General features: G+C 72.1%; 16 protein-coding genes and 1 tRNA gene. 3 read left to right on the forward strand and 14 right to left on the reverse strand.

The window, feature by feature from the left end:
- Positions 1–13: 13 nt before the first annotated feature.
- Positions 14–95, reverse strand: a tRNA-Tyr gene (locus ACH4C6_RS05050).
- Between the two features lie 221 nt (positions 96–316).
- Here ACH4C6_RS05050 and ACH4C6_RS05055 point away from each other — a divergent pair.
- A complete protein-coding gene (locus tag ACH4C6_RS05055) occupies positions 317–805 on the forward strand; it encodes a YajQ family cyclic di-GMP-binding protein (RefSeq protein ID WP_369195949.1) in 489 nt (162 codons plus the stop codon).
- A 133-nt stretch (positions 806–938) separates the two neighbouring features.
- On the opposite strand, the gene ACH4C6_RS05060 is transcribed toward ACH4C6_RS05055, so the two are convergent.
- Positions 939–1,205 carry a GlsB/YeaQ/YmgE family stress response membrane protein gene (locus ACH4C6_RS05060; protein WP_030234067.1) on the reverse strand — a complete coding sequence of 89 codons (267 nt, stop codon included), beginning with the start codon at positions 1,203–1,205 and terminating at the stop codon, positions 939–941.
- Between the two features lie 194 nt (positions 1,206–1,399).
- Here ACH4C6_RS05060 and ACH4C6_RS05065 point away from each other — a divergent pair, with 194 nt between their 5' ends.
- Positions 1,400–2,671 carry an APC family permease gene (locus ACH4C6_RS05065; protein WP_398107079.1) on the forward strand — a complete coding sequence of 424 codons (1,272 nt, stop codon included), beginning with the start codon at positions 1,400–1,402 and terminating at the stop codon, positions 2,669–2,671.
- 293 nt (positions 2,672–2,964) lie between these two features.
- Here the strand turns inward: ACH4C6_RS05065 and ACH4C6_RS05070 are convergent, their stop codons facing one another.
- The 12 genes from ACH4C6_RS05070 to ACH4C6_RS05125 all read right to left on the reverse strand — a co-directional run bounded on the left by ACH4C6_RS05070 (position 2,965) and on the right by ACH4C6_RS05125 (position 15,089).
- Positions 2,965–3,357, reverse strand: coding sequence for a YccF domain-containing protein (locus ACH4C6_RS05070; RefSeq protein ID WP_398107080.1), 393 nt, complete (start codon positions 3,355–3,357; stop codon positions 2,965–2,967).
- A complete protein-coding gene (gene htpX, locus ACH4C6_RS05075; protein WP_398107081.1) occupies positions 3,354–4,217 on the reverse strand; it encodes a zinc metalloprotease HtpX in 864 nt (287 codons plus the stop codon). The genes ACH4C6_RS05070 and htpX overlap by 4 nt, the downstream gene beginning before the upstream one ends.
- Positions 4,218–4,465: 248 nt before the next feature.
- Positions 4,466–5,989 (reverse strand): NADH-quinone oxidoreductase subunit N, encoded by a 1,524-nt coding sequence (locus ACH4C6_RS05080; protein WP_398107082.1) that lies wholly within the window; start codon positions 5,987–5,989, stop codon positions 4,466–4,468.
- Positions 5,986–7,560: a NuoM family protein gene (locus ACH4C6_RS05085; protein WP_398107083.1), complete on the reverse strand. Its 1,575-nt coding sequence runs from the start codon at positions 7,558–7,560 to the stop codon at positions 5,986–5,988. Before ACH4C6_RS05085 ends, ACH4C6_RS05080 begins: the two co-directional genes overlap by 4 nt.
- Before the next feature lie 6 nt (positions 7,561–7,566).
- On the reverse strand, positions 7,567–9,561 hold the full coding sequence (locus tag ACH4C6_RS05090) for an NADH-quinone oxidoreductase subunit L (protein WP_398107084.1): 1,995 nt from the start codon (positions 9,559–9,561) through the stop codon (positions 7,567–7,569).
- Positions 9,558–9,965: an NADH-quinone oxidoreductase subunit NuoK gene (nuoK, locus tag ACH4C6_RS05095; RefSeq protein WP_398107085.1), complete on the reverse strand. Its 408-nt coding sequence runs from the start codon at positions 9,963–9,965 to the stop codon at positions 9,558–9,560. The genes ACH4C6_RS05090 and nuoK overlap by 4 nt, the downstream gene beginning before the upstream one ends.
- Complete coding sequence (locus ACH4C6_RS05100) at positions 9,965–10,822, reverse strand: NADH-quinone oxidoreductase subunit J (protein ID WP_398107086.1); 858 nt, start codon at positions 10,820–10,822, stop codon at positions 9,965–9,967. The genes nuoK and ACH4C6_RS05100 overlap by 1 nt, the downstream gene beginning before the upstream one ends.
- Positions 10,819–11,490: a NuoI/complex I 23 kDa subunit family protein gene (locus ACH4C6_RS05105; protein ID WP_398107087.1), complete on the reverse strand. Its 672-nt coding sequence runs from the start codon at positions 11,488–11,490 to the stop codon at positions 10,819–10,821. The genes ACH4C6_RS05100 and ACH4C6_RS05105 overlap by 4 nt, the downstream gene beginning before the upstream one ends.
- 2 nt (positions 11,491–11,492) lie before the next feature.
- Complete coding sequence (locus tag ACH4C6_RS05110) at positions 11,493–12,461, reverse strand: NADH-quinone oxidoreductase subunit H (protein ID WP_398107088.1); 969 nt, start codon at positions 12,459–12,461, stop codon at positions 11,493–11,495.
- The gene (locus ACH4C6_RS05115) at positions 12,458–13,999 is read right to left on the reverse strand and encodes an NADH-quinone oxidoreductase subunit C (protein WP_398107089.1); all 1,542 of its coding nucleotides are present in this window, start codon (positions 13,997–13,999) and stop codon (positions 12,458–12,460) included. The genes ACH4C6_RS05110 and ACH4C6_RS05115 overlap by 4 nt, the downstream gene beginning before the upstream one ends.
- Positions 13,996–14,691: an NADH-quinone oxidoreductase subunit B gene (locus ACH4C6_RS05120; protein ID WP_398107090.1), complete on the reverse strand. Its 696-nt coding sequence runs from the start codon at positions 14,689–14,691 to the stop codon at positions 13,996–13,998. Before ACH4C6_RS05120 ends, ACH4C6_RS05115 begins: the two co-directional genes overlap by 4 nt.
- Positions 14,682–15,089, reverse strand: coding sequence for an NADH-quinone oxidoreductase subunit A (locus ACH4C6_RS05125; protein WP_376329150.1), 408 nt, complete (start codon positions 15,087–15,089; stop codon positions 14,682–14,684). Before ACH4C6_RS05125 ends, ACH4C6_RS05120 begins: the two co-directional genes overlap by 10 nt.
- Before the next feature lie 238 nt (positions 15,090–15,327).
- Here ACH4C6_RS05125 and ACH4C6_RS05130 point away from each other — a divergent pair, with 238 nt between their 5' ends.
- Complete coding sequence (locus ACH4C6_RS05130; RefSeq protein WP_398107091.1) at positions 15,328–16,554, forward strand: sensor histidine kinase; 1,227 nt, start codon at positions 15,328–15,330, stop codon at positions 16,552–16,554.
- Positions 16,555–16,646: the final 92 nt, after the last annotated feature.

Here is a 16,646-nt window from a genome sequence, read left to right on the forward strand (position 1 = left end):
TCTTGTTTCCGTGTGGCGGCGCCAGGATTCGAACCTGGGAAGGCTGAGCCGGCAGATTTACAGTCTGCTCCCTTTGGCCGCTCGGGCACACCGCCGGGGTTTGCTGCCCGTCGAGCCGCTTTCCGCGGCGCTCCGTGGCAACGACGTAAACAATACCCGATGCGGAGGGGTGCTTCGCCACCCGATTGATCTGCGCTCGGAGGGCCGGGGGTGGCTAGGCTTGTGCGGATGCGGCCCGGGCCCGGAACGGTTCCTGCCGCACCCCTCACACACGCGGTACGCACGACACGCACCCCGATACAAGGAGCCACAGGACATGGCCGACTCCAGTTTCGACATCGTCTCGAAGGTCGAGCGGCAGGAGGTCGACAACGCACTCAACCAGGCCGCCAAGGAGATCTCGCAGCGCTACGACTTCAAGGGCGTGGGTGCCTCGATCTCGTGGTCCGGCGAGAAGATCCTCATGGAGGCGAACTCCGAGGACCGGGTGAAGGCCATCCTCGACGTCTTCCAGTCCAAGCTGATCAAGCGGGGCATCTCGCTGAAGGCCCTGGACGCGGACGAGCCCCAGCTCTCCGGCAAGGAGTACAAGATCTTCGCGTCGATCAAGGAGGGCATCTCCCAGGAGAACGCGAAGAAGGTCGCGAAGACCATCCGTGACGAGGGCCCCAAGGGCGTGAAGGCGCAGGTGCAGGGCGAGGAGCTGCGGGTCAGCTCCAAGAGCCGTGACGACCTGCAGGCCGTCATCAACCTGCTCAAGGGCAAGGACTACGACTTCGCGATGCAGTTCGTGAACTACCGGTAGGTCCGGCTGCCGGGCCGGTCCTCCGGCCCGGACGCGGAGGAGCAGAGGGTGGGTGTCCGTTCCGGCGCCCACCCTTCCTGCTCCCGCGAACACGGCCACCCCGGCCGTCGGGCGCGGTGAGGGCCTGCCCTGGTCAGTCCCGGGAGTGACCGAACAGGAGGCGGTAGGCGATGAGCAGCACCAGCGATCCGCCGATCGCCGCGGCCCAGGTCGTGCCGTCGTAGAAGTCCTTGGTGATCGGGTGGTCCATCCAGCGGGCCGATATCCAGCCGCCGATGAACGCGCCCGCTATGCCGATCAGGGTCGTGCCGATGAGACCGCCCGGGTCGCGGCCCGGCAGCAGGAACTTCGCGATGGCTCCGGCCAACAGTCCCAGGATGATCCAGCTGATGATGGTCATGCCGTGAACCTGCCCTTTCACGCTGTGCCCGCACGGCCCCGGCTCCGTGAGCTTGCTCCCGGGCGGCCGGCTGTCGCGGGTGGTGCCACGGTGTCCGCGAGTGCGTCGTCGTTGCCGCGCGCGTTCATGCCGTCTTGACGGGGAGGACGTCCGCGGGACATCCACCGGTTGCGGTGATCAGTAGGGTGCGACGCGTGACAGCCTCCGGTTCAGAACTGCGCCGCACCCTGGGTGTGGGCGACGCCGTGGTGGTCGGACTCGGTTCGATGGTAGGGGCGGGGATCTTCGCCGCCCTCGCGCCCGCGGCCCACGCGGCCGGGTCGGGGCTGCTCCTCGGGCTCGCCGTCGCCGCGGTGGTCGCCTACTGCAACGCCATGTCGTCGGCTCGCCTCGCCGCCCTCTACCCCGCGTCCGGTGGCACGTATGTGTACGGGCGCGAGCGGCTCGGGCCGTTCTGGGGATATCTGGCGGGCTGGTCCTTCGTGGTCGGGAAGACGGCCTCCTGTGCGGCCATGGCGCTCACCGTGGGCGCGTACGTCTGGCCGGGGCAGGCGCACGCGGTGGCCGTCGCCGCCGTGGTGGCGCTGACCGCGGTGAACTACGGCGGTGTGCAGAAGTCCGCGTGGCTCACGCGGGTGATCGTGGCGCTGGTCCTGGCCGTCCTCGCTTCCGTGGTGGTCGTGTGTCTGGTGTCGGGTGAGTCCGATGCCGCGCGGCTGCGCATCGGGGCGTCGGGTGGGGTGGACGGGGTGTTGCAGGCGGCCGGCCTGCTGTTCTTCGCGTTCGCGGGGTACGCCCGGATCGCGACCCTGGGCGAGGAGGTCCGTGACCCGGCACGGACCGTCCCCCGGGCGATTCCCTTGGCCCTGGGCATCGCGCTGGTCGTGTACGCGTGTGTGGCGGTGGCTGTCCTTTCGGTTTTGGGGGTCGGTGGGCTGGGGAGCGCGACGGCGCCACTGGCGGACGCGGTGCGGGCCGCCGGTGTGCCCGGGCTCGTGCCGGTGGTGCGGGTCGGGGCCGCCGTGGCCGCGCTGGGTTCGCTGCTCGCGCTGATCCTGGGGGTGTCGAGGACCACGTTGGCCATGGCCAGGGACCGGCACCTGCCGGTGGCGCTGGCCGCGGTCCATCCCCGGTTCCGGGTGCCGCACCGGGCGGAGTTGGCGGTGGGCACGGTGGTCGCCCTGCTGGCCGCCACGGTGGACGTCAGAGGCGCGATCGGGTTCTCCTCCTTCGGTGTGCTCGCGTACTACGCCGTGGCCAACGCGTCGGCGTGGACGCTCGATTCGTCGTCGGTGGCGCGGGTGGTGCCGGCGGTGGGGCTGGTCGGGTGTGTGGTGCTGGCGTTCGCGCTGCCGGGCGGGTCCGTGGCCGTGGGTGCGGGCGTGCTGGCGGTGGGGGCCGTCGCGTACGGGGTGCGGCGGCGGTGGGGCGGGAACGGATCCGCGTCCGGGGCCGGCGGCGCGTGAGGCCGAGGGCTTCGCGTCGGCGGCGTCGGCGAGTCGTGCTTCCGCCCACGGGGTGAGCGGCTGCGTCGTCAACGATGAGCGGGCCCCTGTGGCTGTATGAGGCCGGGTCTGTCAGTTGAGTCGTCGGTGGGCGTGGTGGTCATCGGGCTCGGCGACTGCTCGATCGCGGTCATGGGTTCATCTTGCGGGCCGTCGGCGGAAGATGTGCGGGGCTGTGGACAACCCCCCGCCTGTGGACAACCTGCGTCTGTGGAGACCCTCCGCCCGTGAGGGGCCAGGCCTGCGCCGCGGCGTCAGCGGGCTGCGAACGGCTCGTGCGTCCGCACGATGTCGCGGCCCAGCGGCAGCAGCGAGACCGGGATGAGCTTGAAGTTGGCCACGCCGAGCGGGATGCCGATGATCGTGACGCACAGCGCGATACCGGTGACGATGTGGCCGAGGGCGAGCCACCAGCCCGCGAGCACCAGCCACAGCACGTTGCCCACGCAGGACGGTGCGCCGGCGTCATGGCGCTCGACGGTCGTATATCCGAAGGGCCACAGGGCGTAGACGCCGATGCGGAAGGCGGCCACGCCGAACGGGATGCCGATGATGGTGATACACAGGAGCAGGCCCGCCGCCATGTAGGCGAGGAACAGCCAGAAGCCGCTCAGGACGAGCCATATGACGTTGAGTACGGTCCTCACTGGTTCCCACCTGCCATCTTCTCGAGCCGGGCGATGCGTTCCGCCATCGGCGGGTGTGTGGAGAACATCTTGGAAAGGCCCTGGCCGGGGCGGAACGGGTTCGCGATCATCATGTGACTGGCCGTCTCGATGCGGGGCTCGGGGGGCAGCGGGAGCTGCTTCGTGCCCACTTCGAGCTTGCGCAGGGCGCTGGCCAGGGCGAGCGGGTCACCGGTGAGCTGAGCGCCCGAGGCGTCTGCCTGGTACTCCCGGGAGCGGCTGATGGCCAGTTGGATGACCGAGGCGGCGAGCGGGCCCAGCAGCATGATCAGCAGCATGCCGATCAGCCCGGGGCCGTCGTCGTCGTCGGAGCGGCCGATCGGGATCAGCCAGGCGAAGTTGACCAGGAACATGATCACGGAGGCGAGGGCGCCGGCGACCGACGAGATGAGGATGTCGCGGTTGTAGACGTGGCTCAGTTCGTGACCGATGACGCCGCGCAACTCGCGCTCGTCCAGCAGGCGCAGAATGCCGTCGGTGCAGCACACGGCGGCGTTGCGCGGGTTGCGGCCCGTGGCGAAGGCGTTGGGCGCCTCCGTCGGGGAGATGTACAGGCGCGGCATCGGCTGGCGGGCCTGGGTGGACAGCTCACGGACCATGCGGTAGAGCTGCGGGGCCTCGAACTCGCTGACGGGACGGGCGCGCATCGCTCGCAGGGCCAGCTTGTCGCTGTTCCAGTACGCGTACGCGTTGGTGGCCAGTGCTACCAGGACGGCGATGACGAGCCCCATGCGGCCGAAGAAGCTGCCGATGACGATGATGAGTGCGGACAGTCCCCCCAGGAGGACTGCTGTCCTGAGCCCGTTGTGCCGGCGGTGCACGGTACGCCCTCCAAGTCGTGCGGCAGGGGAACCCTCGCTTGCGTCTGCGGTGCCACCGGTGCTGTGGTGTCACGTCCAGTGGACCCTCCCGTACTGGTCAACGCCAGGCGGGAGGCACTAGTTCCCTTGTGCGCGCGTGACCGGACGTGAGCCGTTCGGGTGACAGCCGCGCGTCCCGCCACGCACGCGTGCGGGGGCGGGTTCCCCGCACGCGTGGGGTGAAAGCGGGACCCGGGCGGCGGCCGGGCTCAGAAGAGGCCGGTGTCGGTGAAGCGCAGGACGAGCTGCGGCGCGCCGGAAAGCGCGATGCCGAGGACTCCGGTGACCGCGATCGCCGCCGTGAGCGGGGCGGGCACGCGCTGCTTCTCGGACGCGCCCTCGGGGGCGCGGAACAGCAGGGCGGTCCACTGCAGGTAGTAGACCAGCGCGATGACGACGTTGACGGCCATGACCACGGCCAGCCAGCCGAGGCCGGCGTCGACGGCCGCGGAGAAGACGGTGACCTTGGCGAAGAGGCCGATGACGCCCGGGGGCAGCCCGGCCAGGCAGAGCAGGAAGAACGCCAGGAGGAGGGCCGACAGCGGGCTGGCCGCGTACAGGCCGCGGTAGTCGGCGACCCGGTTGAGCGTCGCGGTCCGGCCGACGAGTGCGGCGACGGCGAAGGCGCCCAGGTTCACGGCGCCGTACATCAGGGCGTAGGCGACGGTGGAGCCGATCGACTTCTCCGGGTCCTCGGAGTACGCGGCGGCCGCGATCGGCACCAGGAGGTAGCCGGCCTGGCCCACGGAGGACCAGGCGAGCAGGCGTACCGCGCTGTACGCGCGCGCGGTCTGCTGACGCAGGGCGCCGACGTTGCCCACGGTCATGGTGAGCGCGGCCAGGACCGCCAGGGCCGGGCCCCAGACGTCGGCGTAGGACGGGAGGGCGACGACCGTGACGAGGATCAGGCCGGTGAAGCCGACCGCCTTGCCGATGACCGACAGGTAGGCGGCGATCGGCAGGGGCGCGCCGACGTAGGTGTCGGGGACCCAGAAGTGGAAGGGCACAGCGGCCGTCTTGAAGGCGAAGCCGATCAGGGTGAGGACGACGCCGGTCTGCGCGAGCGTGTCGAGCCGGCCGTCGACGTGCTGGATGCGCTCGGCGATCCGGGTGAGGTGGAGGGTGCCCGTCGAGGCGTACAGGAAGCTCACGCCCATGAGGCTGACCGCGGTGGCGGTGACCGAGGACAGGAAGAACTTCAGGGCCGCCTCGGAGGACCTGCGGTCGCCGTACTTCAGTCCGACCAGCGCGAAAGCGGGCAGGGAGGCGACTTCGAGGGCGACGATCAGGGTGGCGAGGTCGCGGGAGGCGGGCAGGAGGGCGGCACCGGCGGCGGAGGACAGGAGCAGGAACCAGTACTCCCCCTCGGGCAGGTCCTTGCGGGCGTCCTTCAGCGCGGTCACCGACAGCAGGGCGGCGAGGAGGGCGCCGCCGAGGACGAGGAACTGGATGACCAGGGTGAAGCGGTCGGCGGTGTAGCTGCAGACGCCGGCGTCGCCGTTCAGGCAGAAGGTGCTGCGGTCGCCGTCGAGGAGGGGCAACAGCAGCGCGGTGGCGGCGGCGAGCCCGGCGACGGACGTCCAGCCGAGGATCGCCTTGCGGTGCTCGGGGACGAACAGGTCGGCGACCAGCACGACGAGTCCGACGACGGCTGCCAGGGTGGGCGGTGCGATGGCGAGCCAGTCGACGGACTGGACCAGGGAGGCGGCCAGGGGCTGGGCCGTGGAGCTCATCGGGTGCCTCCTGCGAGGAGCTGCTGGACGGCCGGGTTGCTCAGGCCGAGCAGGGCCTTGGGCCACAGGCCCGCGACGACGGTGAGGACGACGAGCGGGGTCCAGGCCGCGAACTCGTACGAGCGGACGTCGGTGAGGCGGGGCGCGTCCTGTGGCAGGGCGCCCATGCACACGCGCCGGACCACGGTCAGCAGGTACGCGGCCGTCAGCAGCGTGCCGAACGCGCCGATCGCCATGAAGGTGAGGAAGGCGGGGCGGCTGAGGCCCTCGGCGGGCTGGAACGCGCCGAACAGGGCCAGCATCTCGCCCCAGAACCCGGCCAGGCCCGGCAGGCCGAGGGAGGCGACCGCCGCGAAGGCCAGCAGGCCGCCGAGGCGCGGGGCCTTGCCGTAGAGGGCGGCGCCGGTCTCCTCGGCGAGGGTGTCGAGGTCGGTGGTGCCGGTGCGGTCCTTCAGGGCGCCGACCAGGAAGAACAGCAGGCCGGTGATGAGGCCGTGGGCGATGTTGGCGAAGAGTGCGCCGTTCACGCCGGTCGGCGTCATGGTGGCGATGCCGAGCAGGACGAATCCCATGTGGCCGACGGAGGAGTAGGCGATGAGGCGCTTGAGGTCGCCCTTCGCGCCCCGTTTGGCCAGGGCGAGGCAGGCCAGGGATCCGTAGATGATGCCGACGACCGCCAGGGCGGCGAGGTAGGGCGCGAAGGTGCGGAAACCGTCGGGCGCGGCGGGCAGCAGGATCCGGACGAATCCGTACGTACCCATCTTGAGCAGGACGCCGGCCAGCAGGACCGAGCCGACGGTCGGGGCGGCGGTGTGGGCGTCGGGCAGCCAGCTGTGCAGGGGCCACATCGGCGTCTTCACGGCGAGCCCGATCCCGATCGCCAGAACGGCGATGACCTGCACGGATGTGGTGATCGACCGGCCGTTGTCAGTGGCGAGTGCCACCATGTCGAACGTGCCCGCCTTGATTCCGATCAGGAGCAGGCCGAGCAGCATGACCACGGAACCGAGCAGCGTGTACAGGATGAACCGCCACGCGGCCCGGGTCCGGTCCTCGCCGCCCCAGCGGGCGATGAGGAAGTACATCGGGATGAGGACCATCTCGAAGGCCAGGAAGAACAGCAGCAGGTCGAGGACGGCGAAGGTCGCGAGCGTGCCGGACTCGAGGACGAGCAGCAGGGCGACGAAGGCCTTCGGGGCCGGGCCCGCCGGCATGTTGAAGTACGAGTAGAGCGCGCAGAGGAAGGTCAGCAGCGCGGTCAGGACCAGGAGGGGGAGGGAAATGCCGTCGACGCCGAGGTGGATGCGCACGTCGAGTGCGGGGATCCAGCTGATGTCAGTGCCGGCCTGCATCTTCGAGGGCTGGTTGTGGTCGAACCCGAGCGCGAGGACGATCGTCGCGAGGAGCACGGCGCCGGTGACGGTCACGCCGTGCCGGAGCACCGCCTGCTCGGGTGACTTCCCCTTCAGCCCGGGTGGGGCGGGCAGGAGAGCGGCGACGGCCCCGAGGAGCGGGCCGACGACGACGAACGCCAGAAGGAACTGCATCACGGACTCGCTGATATCGATCACGCCTGCTCACGCTCCCGTGGCGACGAGGACGGCGGCGACCGCGAGGACGACGGTGCCGGCGAGCAGCGCGCTCACATAGGTCTGGACGTTGCCGGTCTGGGCGCGCCGTACGGCGGCGCCGAGCCAGCGGGGCAGCGCACCCGCACCGCGCACATAGGTCTCGACGACCTCCCGGTCGAGGAACCGCACGAGGCTCGCTCCGGCCTGCACCGGGCGGACGAAGAGGGCCGCGTACACGGCGTCCAGGTGGAAGCCGGCTGCCGCGTGCCGGTGCAGGGGGCCGAGCAGGAGCCGTCCCGGGTCGGCGGGGTCGGGTGCCAGGGCGATGTCACCGTAGGCCGGCTCGTGGCTGGCGATGGCCTCGGCCTCGACCCGGGCGGCGTCTCCCCCGGGGTGGGCCGCGACGGCGCCGAGTGGGACACGGGCCGCGCGTGCGGTGGTGTGCCGCCAGGCGGCGTAGGTGACGATGCCGCCGGCCAGGGCGACACCCGTGCCGAGTACGGAGGTCGTCAGGGTCGGGCCCAGGTCGCGGCCGTCGAACCAGTCGGGCAGCAGGCGGAACGCGAACCCGCCGAGAGCCAGGGACGGCACCGCGAGGACCCACAGCACGACGGTCATCGTCAGCGGCTGCCTGCCGTGGTCGGGGGCCTCGGCGCCCCGGCCGCGAAACGCCAGCAGCCACAGGCGGGTGGCGTAGGCGGCGGTGAGCACGGCCGTCAGCAGACCGGCGACGAGGACGATCCAGCCGGCCGCGGCGGGCGCGTGCTCGCTGTGTCCGGTGACGACGTGCTCGGCGACGCCGAGGACGGCCTCCTTGGAGAAGAAGCCGCTGAACGGCGGGATCGCGGCGAGGGCGAGCAGCGCCACAGTCATCGTCCAGTAGGCGTCGGGGACGCGGTCGCGCAGCCCGCCCATGCGGGACATGGCGGCCAGCGAGTTGGTGCCGGCGGCGTGGATGACCACGCCGGCCGCGAGGAACAGCAGCGCCTTGAAGGCGCCGTGGGACAGGAGGTGGAAGACGGCGGCACCGCGGTCGCCGACGGCGAGGGCGCCGGTCATGTAGCCGAGCTGCCCGATCGTCGAGTAGGCGAGGACGCGCTTGATGTCGTCCTGGGCGAGCGCGGCGAGCGCCGAGCCGGCCATCGTGACGGCGGCCATGACGGCCATGACCACCATCGCGGCCTGTGAGGCCTCGAAGACCGGAAGGAGACGGGCGATGAAGTAGACACCGGCGGCGACCATCGTCGCGGCGTGGATCAGCGCGGAGACGGGGGTCGGGCCCGCCATCGCGTCGGGGAGCCAGGTGTGCAGCGGGAACTGCGCCGACTTGCCCGCCACGCCCGCCAGGAGCAGCAGGGCGATCACGGTCGGGTGGTCCAGTCCGCCGCTCGCGACGGTGCCGAGGATGCGGGTGACGCGGAAGGAGCCCGCGTCGGTGGCCAGGGCGAACAGGCCGATCAGGAAGGGGACGTCGCCGAGCTTGGTGACCAGGAAGGCCTTGAGGGAGGCGGCGCGGGCTTCCGGGGTCTCCCAGTAGTGGCCGACCAGGAAGTAGGAGCAGATGCCCATGACCTCCCAGCCGACCAGCAGGACCATCAGGTCGCCGGAGTAGACGACCAGCAGCATCGCGGAGGTGAACAGGGAGACCAGGGCGGCGTAGGAGGGGTAGCGCGGGTCGTCGCGCAGGTAGCCCGTCGAGTAAATCTGCACACAGGAGGCGACCAGGGCGACCACGACGGCGACGAGGGCGGCGAAGCCGTCGACGTGCAGGGCCAGTTCGATCGGCACCGACCCGGTGGGGGTCAGTTCGGTGGCCGAGTCGACGGCGGCGCCACCGCCCTGGCGGGCGGCGACCAGCGCGGCGAGCACCAGGGAGGTGAGGGTCGGCAGGACGGCGAGCGGGCGGGTGAAGCCGGGGGCCGTGCGGCCCAGCAGCAGGCCGGCGACGGCCCCGAGGAAGGGCAGGAGGGGGACGAGGACGGCGAGGGTGGTCGTGGTCACGCGGTGGCCTCTGCCTTCCGGGCCTCGTCGGCCGGGCCGGCCGTGCGGGTGTCGTGGCCGGGTCCGTCCGGGCCGTCGGGGTCGTGCAGCTCGGCGGTGTCGCGGAGCTTGTCGATGTCCGCGGTGCCGCGGTTGCGGTGGACGGCGAGGACGATCGCCAGTCCGATGCCGATCTCGGCGGCGGCGATGGCGATGGTGAACAGGGTCAGGGCCTGGCCGGAGTGCAGGGTCTCCTCGGCGGTCCTGCTCAGCCAGACGTCGAAGGCGACGAGGTTCAGGTTGACGGCGTTGAGCATCAGCTCGACCGACATCAGGACGAGGATCGCGTTGCGGCGGGCCAGGACGCCGTACAGGCCGGTGCAGAAGAGGAGGGCGGAGAGCACGGCGGGATAGGCGAGGTGCATCAGCGGGTCCCTTCCGTGCCGCGGCGGGGGTTGTGGCCGGTGTCCGAGGAGGGCGCGTCGGTTCCGGTGGCCTTCTCCGGCCCAGTCGCCGTCCCGGTCTGCGTCGCCGTCCCGGCCTCCGCCGCCGTCCCGGCCTGGGTCGCCGTCCCGGCCTGGGTCGCCGTCCTGGCGGCCTCGGTGGTCGCCTCGGCCTGGGTGGGGGCGCCGGCCCGGGGCGTCGCACCGGCCTTGGTGGCCGCGCCGGCCGTGGTGGCCGCGCCGGCCGTGGTGGCCGCCTCGGGCTTGGCCTTGCGGGAGAGGACGATCGCGCCGACGAGGGCGGCGAGGAGGAGGACGGAGAGGGCCTCGAAGGGGAGGACCCAGTTCTGGAAGAGGCCGGCGCCGGTGGCCTCGGTGGACCCGGCGGCGGGACCGTCCAGGTCGATCCAGGTCGTGCGGAAGGCGTCCACCACGACCCAGACCAGGGCGGCGGCCGCGGCGACGGCCACGGTGAGGGCGGCCCAGCGGTTGCCGGAGTCGGCGTCCGGTGAGCGGCCGATGGGGGCCCTGGTGAGCATCAGGCCGAACAGGAGGAGGACGACGACGGAACCGACGTAGATGAGCACCTGCACCCAGGCGATGAACTCGGCGGTGAGCAGGAGGTACTCGACGGCGAGGCCGCCGAGGGCGACCACGAGCCACAGGGCGGCGTGCACGAGTTGCCGGGTGGTGACGGTGACGAGGGCGGCGCCGAAGGTGACCAGGCCGACGAGGAGGAAGGCGATCTCGACCCCGGTCGGGGACAGGAAGCCGCGGGTCTCGGCGGCGGCGGTCGCGGAGTGCGCCAGGAGCTGGGCGGCGCTGGCGACGGCGGTCACGCGGTGCCCCCCTGTTCCGGCCCGGGCCGGTCGGAGTCCGGCCCGGGCCGGTCCACCTGCTGCTTGGAGTCGCCGTGGGCGCGGGTGGGCTGCTCGGCGGCGCGGGCCTGCTCGTCGGCGTGCGGTTCGGTGACGGGCGGGGCCTGCTGGGCGGCGAGCTTGTCGGCGGCCTTGCGGGCGGCGGCGATCTCCTTCGGTTCCTCCGCGCCGGGGTCGAGGGCCGGCGGGGCCGGGACGGTCCACATCCACTCGCGGAGCTTGTCGCGCTCGTGGGTGAGGTCACGGATGTCGGTCTCGGCGTACTCGAACTCCGGGGACCAGAACAGGGCGTCGAAAGGACACACCTCGATGCAGATACCGCAGTACATGCACAGGGCGAAGTCGATGGCGAAGCGGTCGAGGACGTTGCGGCTGCGTTCGCGGCCACCGGGGGCGGCGGGCGGCACCGTCTCCTTGTGGGAGTCGATGTAGATGCACCAGTCGGGGCACTCGCGGGCGCACAGCATGCAGACCGTGCAGTTCTCCTCGAACAGGCCGATCACACCGCGGGAGCGGGGCGGGAGGTCGGGCTGGACGTCCGGGTACTGCGCAGTGACGGACTTCTTCGTCATCGTGCGGAGGGTGACGGCCAGGCCCTTGGCCAGGCCACTTCCTGGAATGGGGGCCATGGTTACTGGATCACCACCTTGACGACGCCGGTGAGGGCGATCTGGGCGAGGGCGAGGGGGACGAGGAGGGTCCAGGAGAGCTTCTGGAGCTGGTCCTCGCGCAGGCGCGGGTAGGTGACGCGCAGCCAGATGACGAGGAAGGCGAGGACGGCGGTCTTGAGCAGGGTCCACACCCAGCCGAGGCCGTCGGCGCCCCAGGGGCCGTGCCAGCCGCCCAGGAAGAGGACGGTGGTCAGACCGCACAGGACGACGATCCCCGCGTACTCGGCGAGGAGGAAGAGGGCGAAGCGGAGGCCGGTGTACTCGGTGTAGGCACCGAAGATGATCTCCGAGTCGGCGACGGGCATGTCGAAGGGCGGGCGCTGGAGTTCGGCGAGTCCGGCGACGAAGAAGACGATCGCGCCGACGATCTGCCAGGGCAGCCACCACCACTCGAAGGCGTCGAGGATGCCGGGCAGGGAGACGGTGCCGGCGGCCATCGCCACCGAGGCGGCGGTCAGCAGCATCGGCAGTTCGTAGGCGAGGAGCTGGGCGGCGGTGCGCAGGCCGCCGAGGAGGGAGAACTTGTTGGCGGACGCCCAGCCGGCCATGAGCGAGCCGAGGACGCCGACGCCCATGACGGCCAGCACGAAGAAGACGCCCGCGTCGACGACCTGCCCGACGGCGCCCTCGCCCGGGCCGATCGGGATGGCGAGCAGGACGAGGAGGTAGGGCAGGAGGGCGACTGCGGGTGCCAGCTGGAAGATCCGGCGGTCGGCGCCCGCGGGGACGATGTCCTCCTTCTGCGCGAACTTCACGCCGTCGGCGATCAGCTGGGCCCAGCCGTGGAAGCCGCCGGCGTACATGGGGCCGACGCGACCCTGCATGTGGGCCATCACCTTGTGTTCGGTCTGACCGATGATCAGGGGGAAGGTGAGGAAGACGACGAAGACGATCAGGAGTCGCAGGATGACGTCGAGCACGTCGTTCACCGCGGGCCTCCTGGGGAATCGGGACGAGGACGGGGACGGGGACGGGATTCGGACGCGGAGTCCGACTCGGGCTCGGAATCAGCCTCGGAGCCAGATTCAGCTTCGGATCCGGGCCCGAATCCGGATCCGGGCTCGGGCTCGGGCTCGGGCTCGGGCTGGGAATCGGTTCCGCTGGAGCTGACCGGGTCGTCGTGGCTGTCGGGCTCGTCGGCGGGCCGCTCGCCGTCACGCGGTAGCGCTTCGTCGGCGGCCTTCTCTGACTCGCGCGGCTCGGTGGGCTGCGGCTGGTCCGTCGGGTGCGGGGCCTCCCCCGCCCTGTCCGACCGCTGGGGTGCGGGTTCGGGTGCGGGTTCGTCGAAGGCCGGGCGGGCGTGGTGCCAGGGGGCGTCCGTGCTGCGTGGAGTGCGGGTCGGGCTGCCGGGCGGGGTGGTCGTGCCGTTGTCCGCCTCGGGCTCGGCCGGCGGGGCGGAACGCTGGCTCGCACTGCCCTCCGACGCGCTGCGCGCGCGGCGGGGCCCGGCGGAGGAGCCCGGCCGCGTGCGCTGCGACGCCGAACCTTCGCTCGCGCTGCGGGAGCGGCGCGGGCCCGTCGACGCGGCGGTGTGGCCTTCCGCGGCCTGGGCGGAGGGGCCTTCGCCGGTGGAGGCCGCCGATTCGGCTGCGCCCACCGCCTCGGCAGCACTCGCGGCGCCGGCCGTCTCAGCGGCGTCGGCAACCCGGGCTGCGGCCTCAGGCGCGGATGCGGCCTCGCCGGCGCTCGGCACCACCGATGCGGCAGCCCCAGCACCCTCCACAGCCGCAGGACTTCCCGAAGCCCCAGCGCTTCCCGACGCCGTCGCCTGGCTCGCCGAACCCTCCGAGGCCGAGCGCGTGCGCCGCACCGGGCGCTCGCCCGCGGCGCGGGGCGTGCGGGCCGGGCGTTCGCCTGCCGCGCGGGCGCCCCGGGCCGGGCGGGCGGGAGCCGGGGGGAGCTGGCCCTTCAGGGGGCCCCATTCGTTCGGGTCGGGCACGCCGGGCGGGAGCATCTGGCGGCGCTTGGGGCCGCCGTGCTCGGACTCGCCGGGTTCCTTCGCGCCGGGCCAGGCCTTGGCGACGCGCGCGGCGAGGACGAAGTCCTTGCGCAGGGGATGGCCCTCGAAGGTGTCGGGCAGCAGCAGGTGGTCCAGCCCCGGGTGGCCCTCGAAGACGACGCCGAACATCTCGTGCGTCTCGCGCTCGTGCCAGCCCGCGCCGGCGTAGACGCCGATCGCCGAGGGCAGGGTGGGGGCCTCGTGCGGGACCGTCGTACGGAGCAGGAGGCGGCGGACCGGGGACAGCGCGGCGACGTGGGCCGTGACGCGGAAACCGGTGCCCGGTTCGTCCACGGCGCTCAACCAGTCGAAGTAGGTGCAGCCCAGCCGGTCGCGGGCGGTCTCCAGGGCGGGGGTCCAGGCGGCCGGGGGCACGTCGACCGTGAGGACCTCGTAGGACTCCTCGGCGGTGGCGTCCGGGCCGAAGAGTTCGACGGCGTCGGCGGGCAGCCAGCCGACCGCGGTCATCGGCCCTCCCCGGACGTCGCGTCACCCTCGGCACCCCGGGCGGCGGCGGAGTCGACGGCCGGATCGGTGGCCGGATCGGTGGCCGGACCGGTGGCCGGACCGGCCGCACCAGGCGGCCGCACCAGGCCGCTCTGCAGTGCCGCAGCCGACGGGCGGGCCGGGCCTGCCGGGCCGTCGCCGTACCGGTCCCCCAGCGACTCGCGAGCGATCTTCTCCTGGAGCTTGAGGATGCCCTGGAGGAGCGCCTCGGGCCGGGGCGGGCAGCCGGGGACGTAGACGTCGACGGGGATGATCTGGTCGACGCCCTTGGTGACGGCGTACGAATCCCAGTACGGGCCGCCGCAGTTGCTGCACGCGCCGAAGGAGATGACGTACTTCGGCTCGGGCATCTGCTCGTACAGGCGCTTCACGGCCGGGGCCATCTTGTCCGTGACGGTGCCGGAGACGACCATCAGGTCGGCCTGGCGCGGGCCCGGCGCGAAGGGGATGACGCCGAGGCGGATGAAGTCGTGGCGGGCCATCGACGCGGCGATGAACTCGATCGCGCAGCAGGCGAGGCCGAAGTTGAAGACCCAGAGCGAGTAGCGGCGGCCCCAGTTGAGGATCACCTTCATCGGCTCGGGTGCGAGACGCGCGAGGGTGCCCAGCCGCCGCGGCTCCGGCAGCGGTACGGGCTCGGGGGTCACGTCCATGCCAGGACGCCCTTCTTGTAGGCGTAGAGCAGGCCCACGGCCAGGAAGCCGAGGAAGACGAACATCTCGACCAGGGTCGCGGCGCCGTAGCCGGGGGCGGCGAAGACGGTCGCCCAGGGGAACAGGAAGATCGAGTCGACGGCGAAGATGACGTAGAGGAACGCGTAGACGTAGTAGCGGACCTGGGTGTGGGCCCAGCCCTCGCCGACGGGGTCGACGCCGCACTCGTAGGTCAGGAGCTTCTCGGGGGTGGGGACCACGGGCCGCAGCAGGCGGCCGGCCCCGAAGGCGACGGCGACGAACAGGACGCCGACGACGGCGAGCAGGCCGACGACCGAGTAGGCCCGGAAGTAGTCCGCCGCGACGACGGTCGTGGTGACGACGGTCGGTTCCGGCACGTCCCTCCCTCGCTCCCTGGAATTCGCACTGGTTCCTTGACGATCCCGCGGTACCCCGGCGGGGGCCGGAGACACGGACGCCGTCGTTCGGCGATCTGTACGCACGGGAGTCTAGGCCCTGATAAGGGCAGGGTAAGCAGCCCGTCACCGCCGGGATCAAGGGGGTGGGGTTTTCCTCAGTGGATCCTGGCGGCCCACCTCATGGCGCGGCCGTCCGCCGCCCGGCAGGCTTACGCACATGACCGAACGCTTCCCGTCCCCCGGCGCGAAGGCGGCCGCGGGGGCAGCCGGACAGGACGGCCACCCGCCGCCGCCCCGCCTCGCCTACGACCGGCACACCTGGAAGGAGATCGCCCACCTCCTGGCGAACCTCCCGGTGTCGCTGCTCGGCTTCACCTACGTCGTGACCGTGCTGTTCACCGGATTCGGGCTGACCGTCACGGTGGTCGGTTTCCCGCTGCTGGCGGCCGGGCTGATCGGGGCGCGGCAGCTGGGTCGGCTGGAGCGGGCGCGGGCACGGGCGCTGCTCGGGGTGCGGGTGGAGGAGCCGAGCCGGCTGCGGCTGCGCGGCGGGGGCGGCTTCTTCCAGCGGCTGTGGATGCAGCTGAAGGACCCGGTGGGCTGGCGGACGGTGCTGTACGAGTTCATCCGGCTGCCGTGGGGGGTGCTGACCTTCGCGGTGACGACGGCCTCGCTGTTCGTGCTGTGGCCGGTGCTGCCGTTCATCGCACGCGGGCTGGCCAACGCAGACCGGGCGATGGTGCGGGCGCTGCTGTCGCCCTCCGACGAGCTGGAGCGGCGGATCGCCGAACTGGAGTCGGACCGGGGGGTCGTGGTCGACACGGCGGCGGCCGACCTGCGGCGCATCGAGCGGGACCTGCACGACGGGGCGCAGGCCCGGCTGGTCAATCTGGCCATGGGCCTGGGCCTGGCGAAGGAGAAGGTGCTGGAGGACCCGGACGCCGCGGCGGCGATGGTCGAGGAGGCGCACGGCGAGGTGAAGCTGGCGTTGCAGGAGCTGCGGGACCTGGCCCGGGGCATCCACCCGGCGGTCCTCACCGACCGCGGCCTGGACGCGGCCCTGTCGTCGGTCGCCTCGCGTTGCACGGTCCCCGTGAAGGTCACGGTCGACCTGCCCGAGCGTCCGGCGGCCGCGATCGAGGGCATCGCCTACTTCACCGTCTCGGAGCTGCTGCAGAACGTCAGCAAGCACAGCCGGGCGAGGTCGGCCTCGGTCGAGGTGTGGCGCACGGACGACCGGCTGCTGATCCAGGTGTGGGACGACGGCCGCGGCGGCGCGAGCGTCGACGGCGGTACGGGGATGAAGGGCCTGGCGGACCGGTTGAACGCGGTCGACGGCCTGTTCGTCCTGGAGTCGCCCGAGGGCGGCCCGACGACGGTCACGGCGGAGCTCCCGTGGCGCGAACGGGACGCCGCGGCCGCCGGAACCGGCCCCTCCCACTAGGTCGTGTCTCTTTGATGGGTTGATCAGTTGATCGGATGTGCCTGTCCGATTGATGATCACCGATGCGATGTGGGACCGGATCGAGCCGCTGA

Source organism: Streptomyces sp. NPDC017943 (assembly GCF_044328425.1).
Classification (GTDB): domain Bacteria; phylum Actinomycetota; class Actinomycetes; order Streptomycetales; family Streptomycetaceae; genus Streptomyces; species Streptomyces djakartensis_A.

Coding starts and splice junctions, on each gene's coding strand:
- ACH4C6_RS05055 (WP_369195949.1), top strand. CDS start 317: ATGGCCGACTCCAGTTTCGACATCGTCTCGAAGGTCGAGCGGCAGGAG.
- ACH4C6_RS05060 (WP_030234067.1), bottom strand. CDS start 1,205: ATGACCATCATCAGCTGGATCATCCTGGGACTGTTGGCCGGAGCCATC.
- ACH4C6_RS05080 (WP_398107082.1), bottom strand. CDS start 5,989: ATGAGCTCCACGGCCCAGCCCCTGGCCGCCTCCCTGGTCCAGTCCGTC.
- nuoK (WP_398107085.1), bottom strand. CDS start 9,965: ATGCACCTCGCCTATCCCGCCGTGCTCTCCGCCCTCCTCTTCTGCACC.
- ACH4C6_RS05105 (WP_398107087.1), bottom strand. CDS start 11,490: ATGGCCCCCATTCCAGGAAGTGGCCTGGCCAAGGGCCTGGCCGTCACC.
- ACH4C6_RS05115 (WP_398107089.1), bottom strand. CDS start 13,999: ATGACCGCGGTCGGCTGGCTGCCCGCCGACGCCGTCGAACTCTTCGGC.
- ACH4C6_RS05120 (WP_398107090.1), bottom strand. CDS start 14,691: ATGGACGTGACCCCCGAGCCCGTACCGCTGCCGGAGCCGCGGCGGCTG.
- ACH4C6_RS05130 (WP_398107091.1), top strand. CDS start 15,328: ATGACCGAACGCTTCCCGTCCCCCGGCGCGAAGGCGGCCGCGGGGGCA.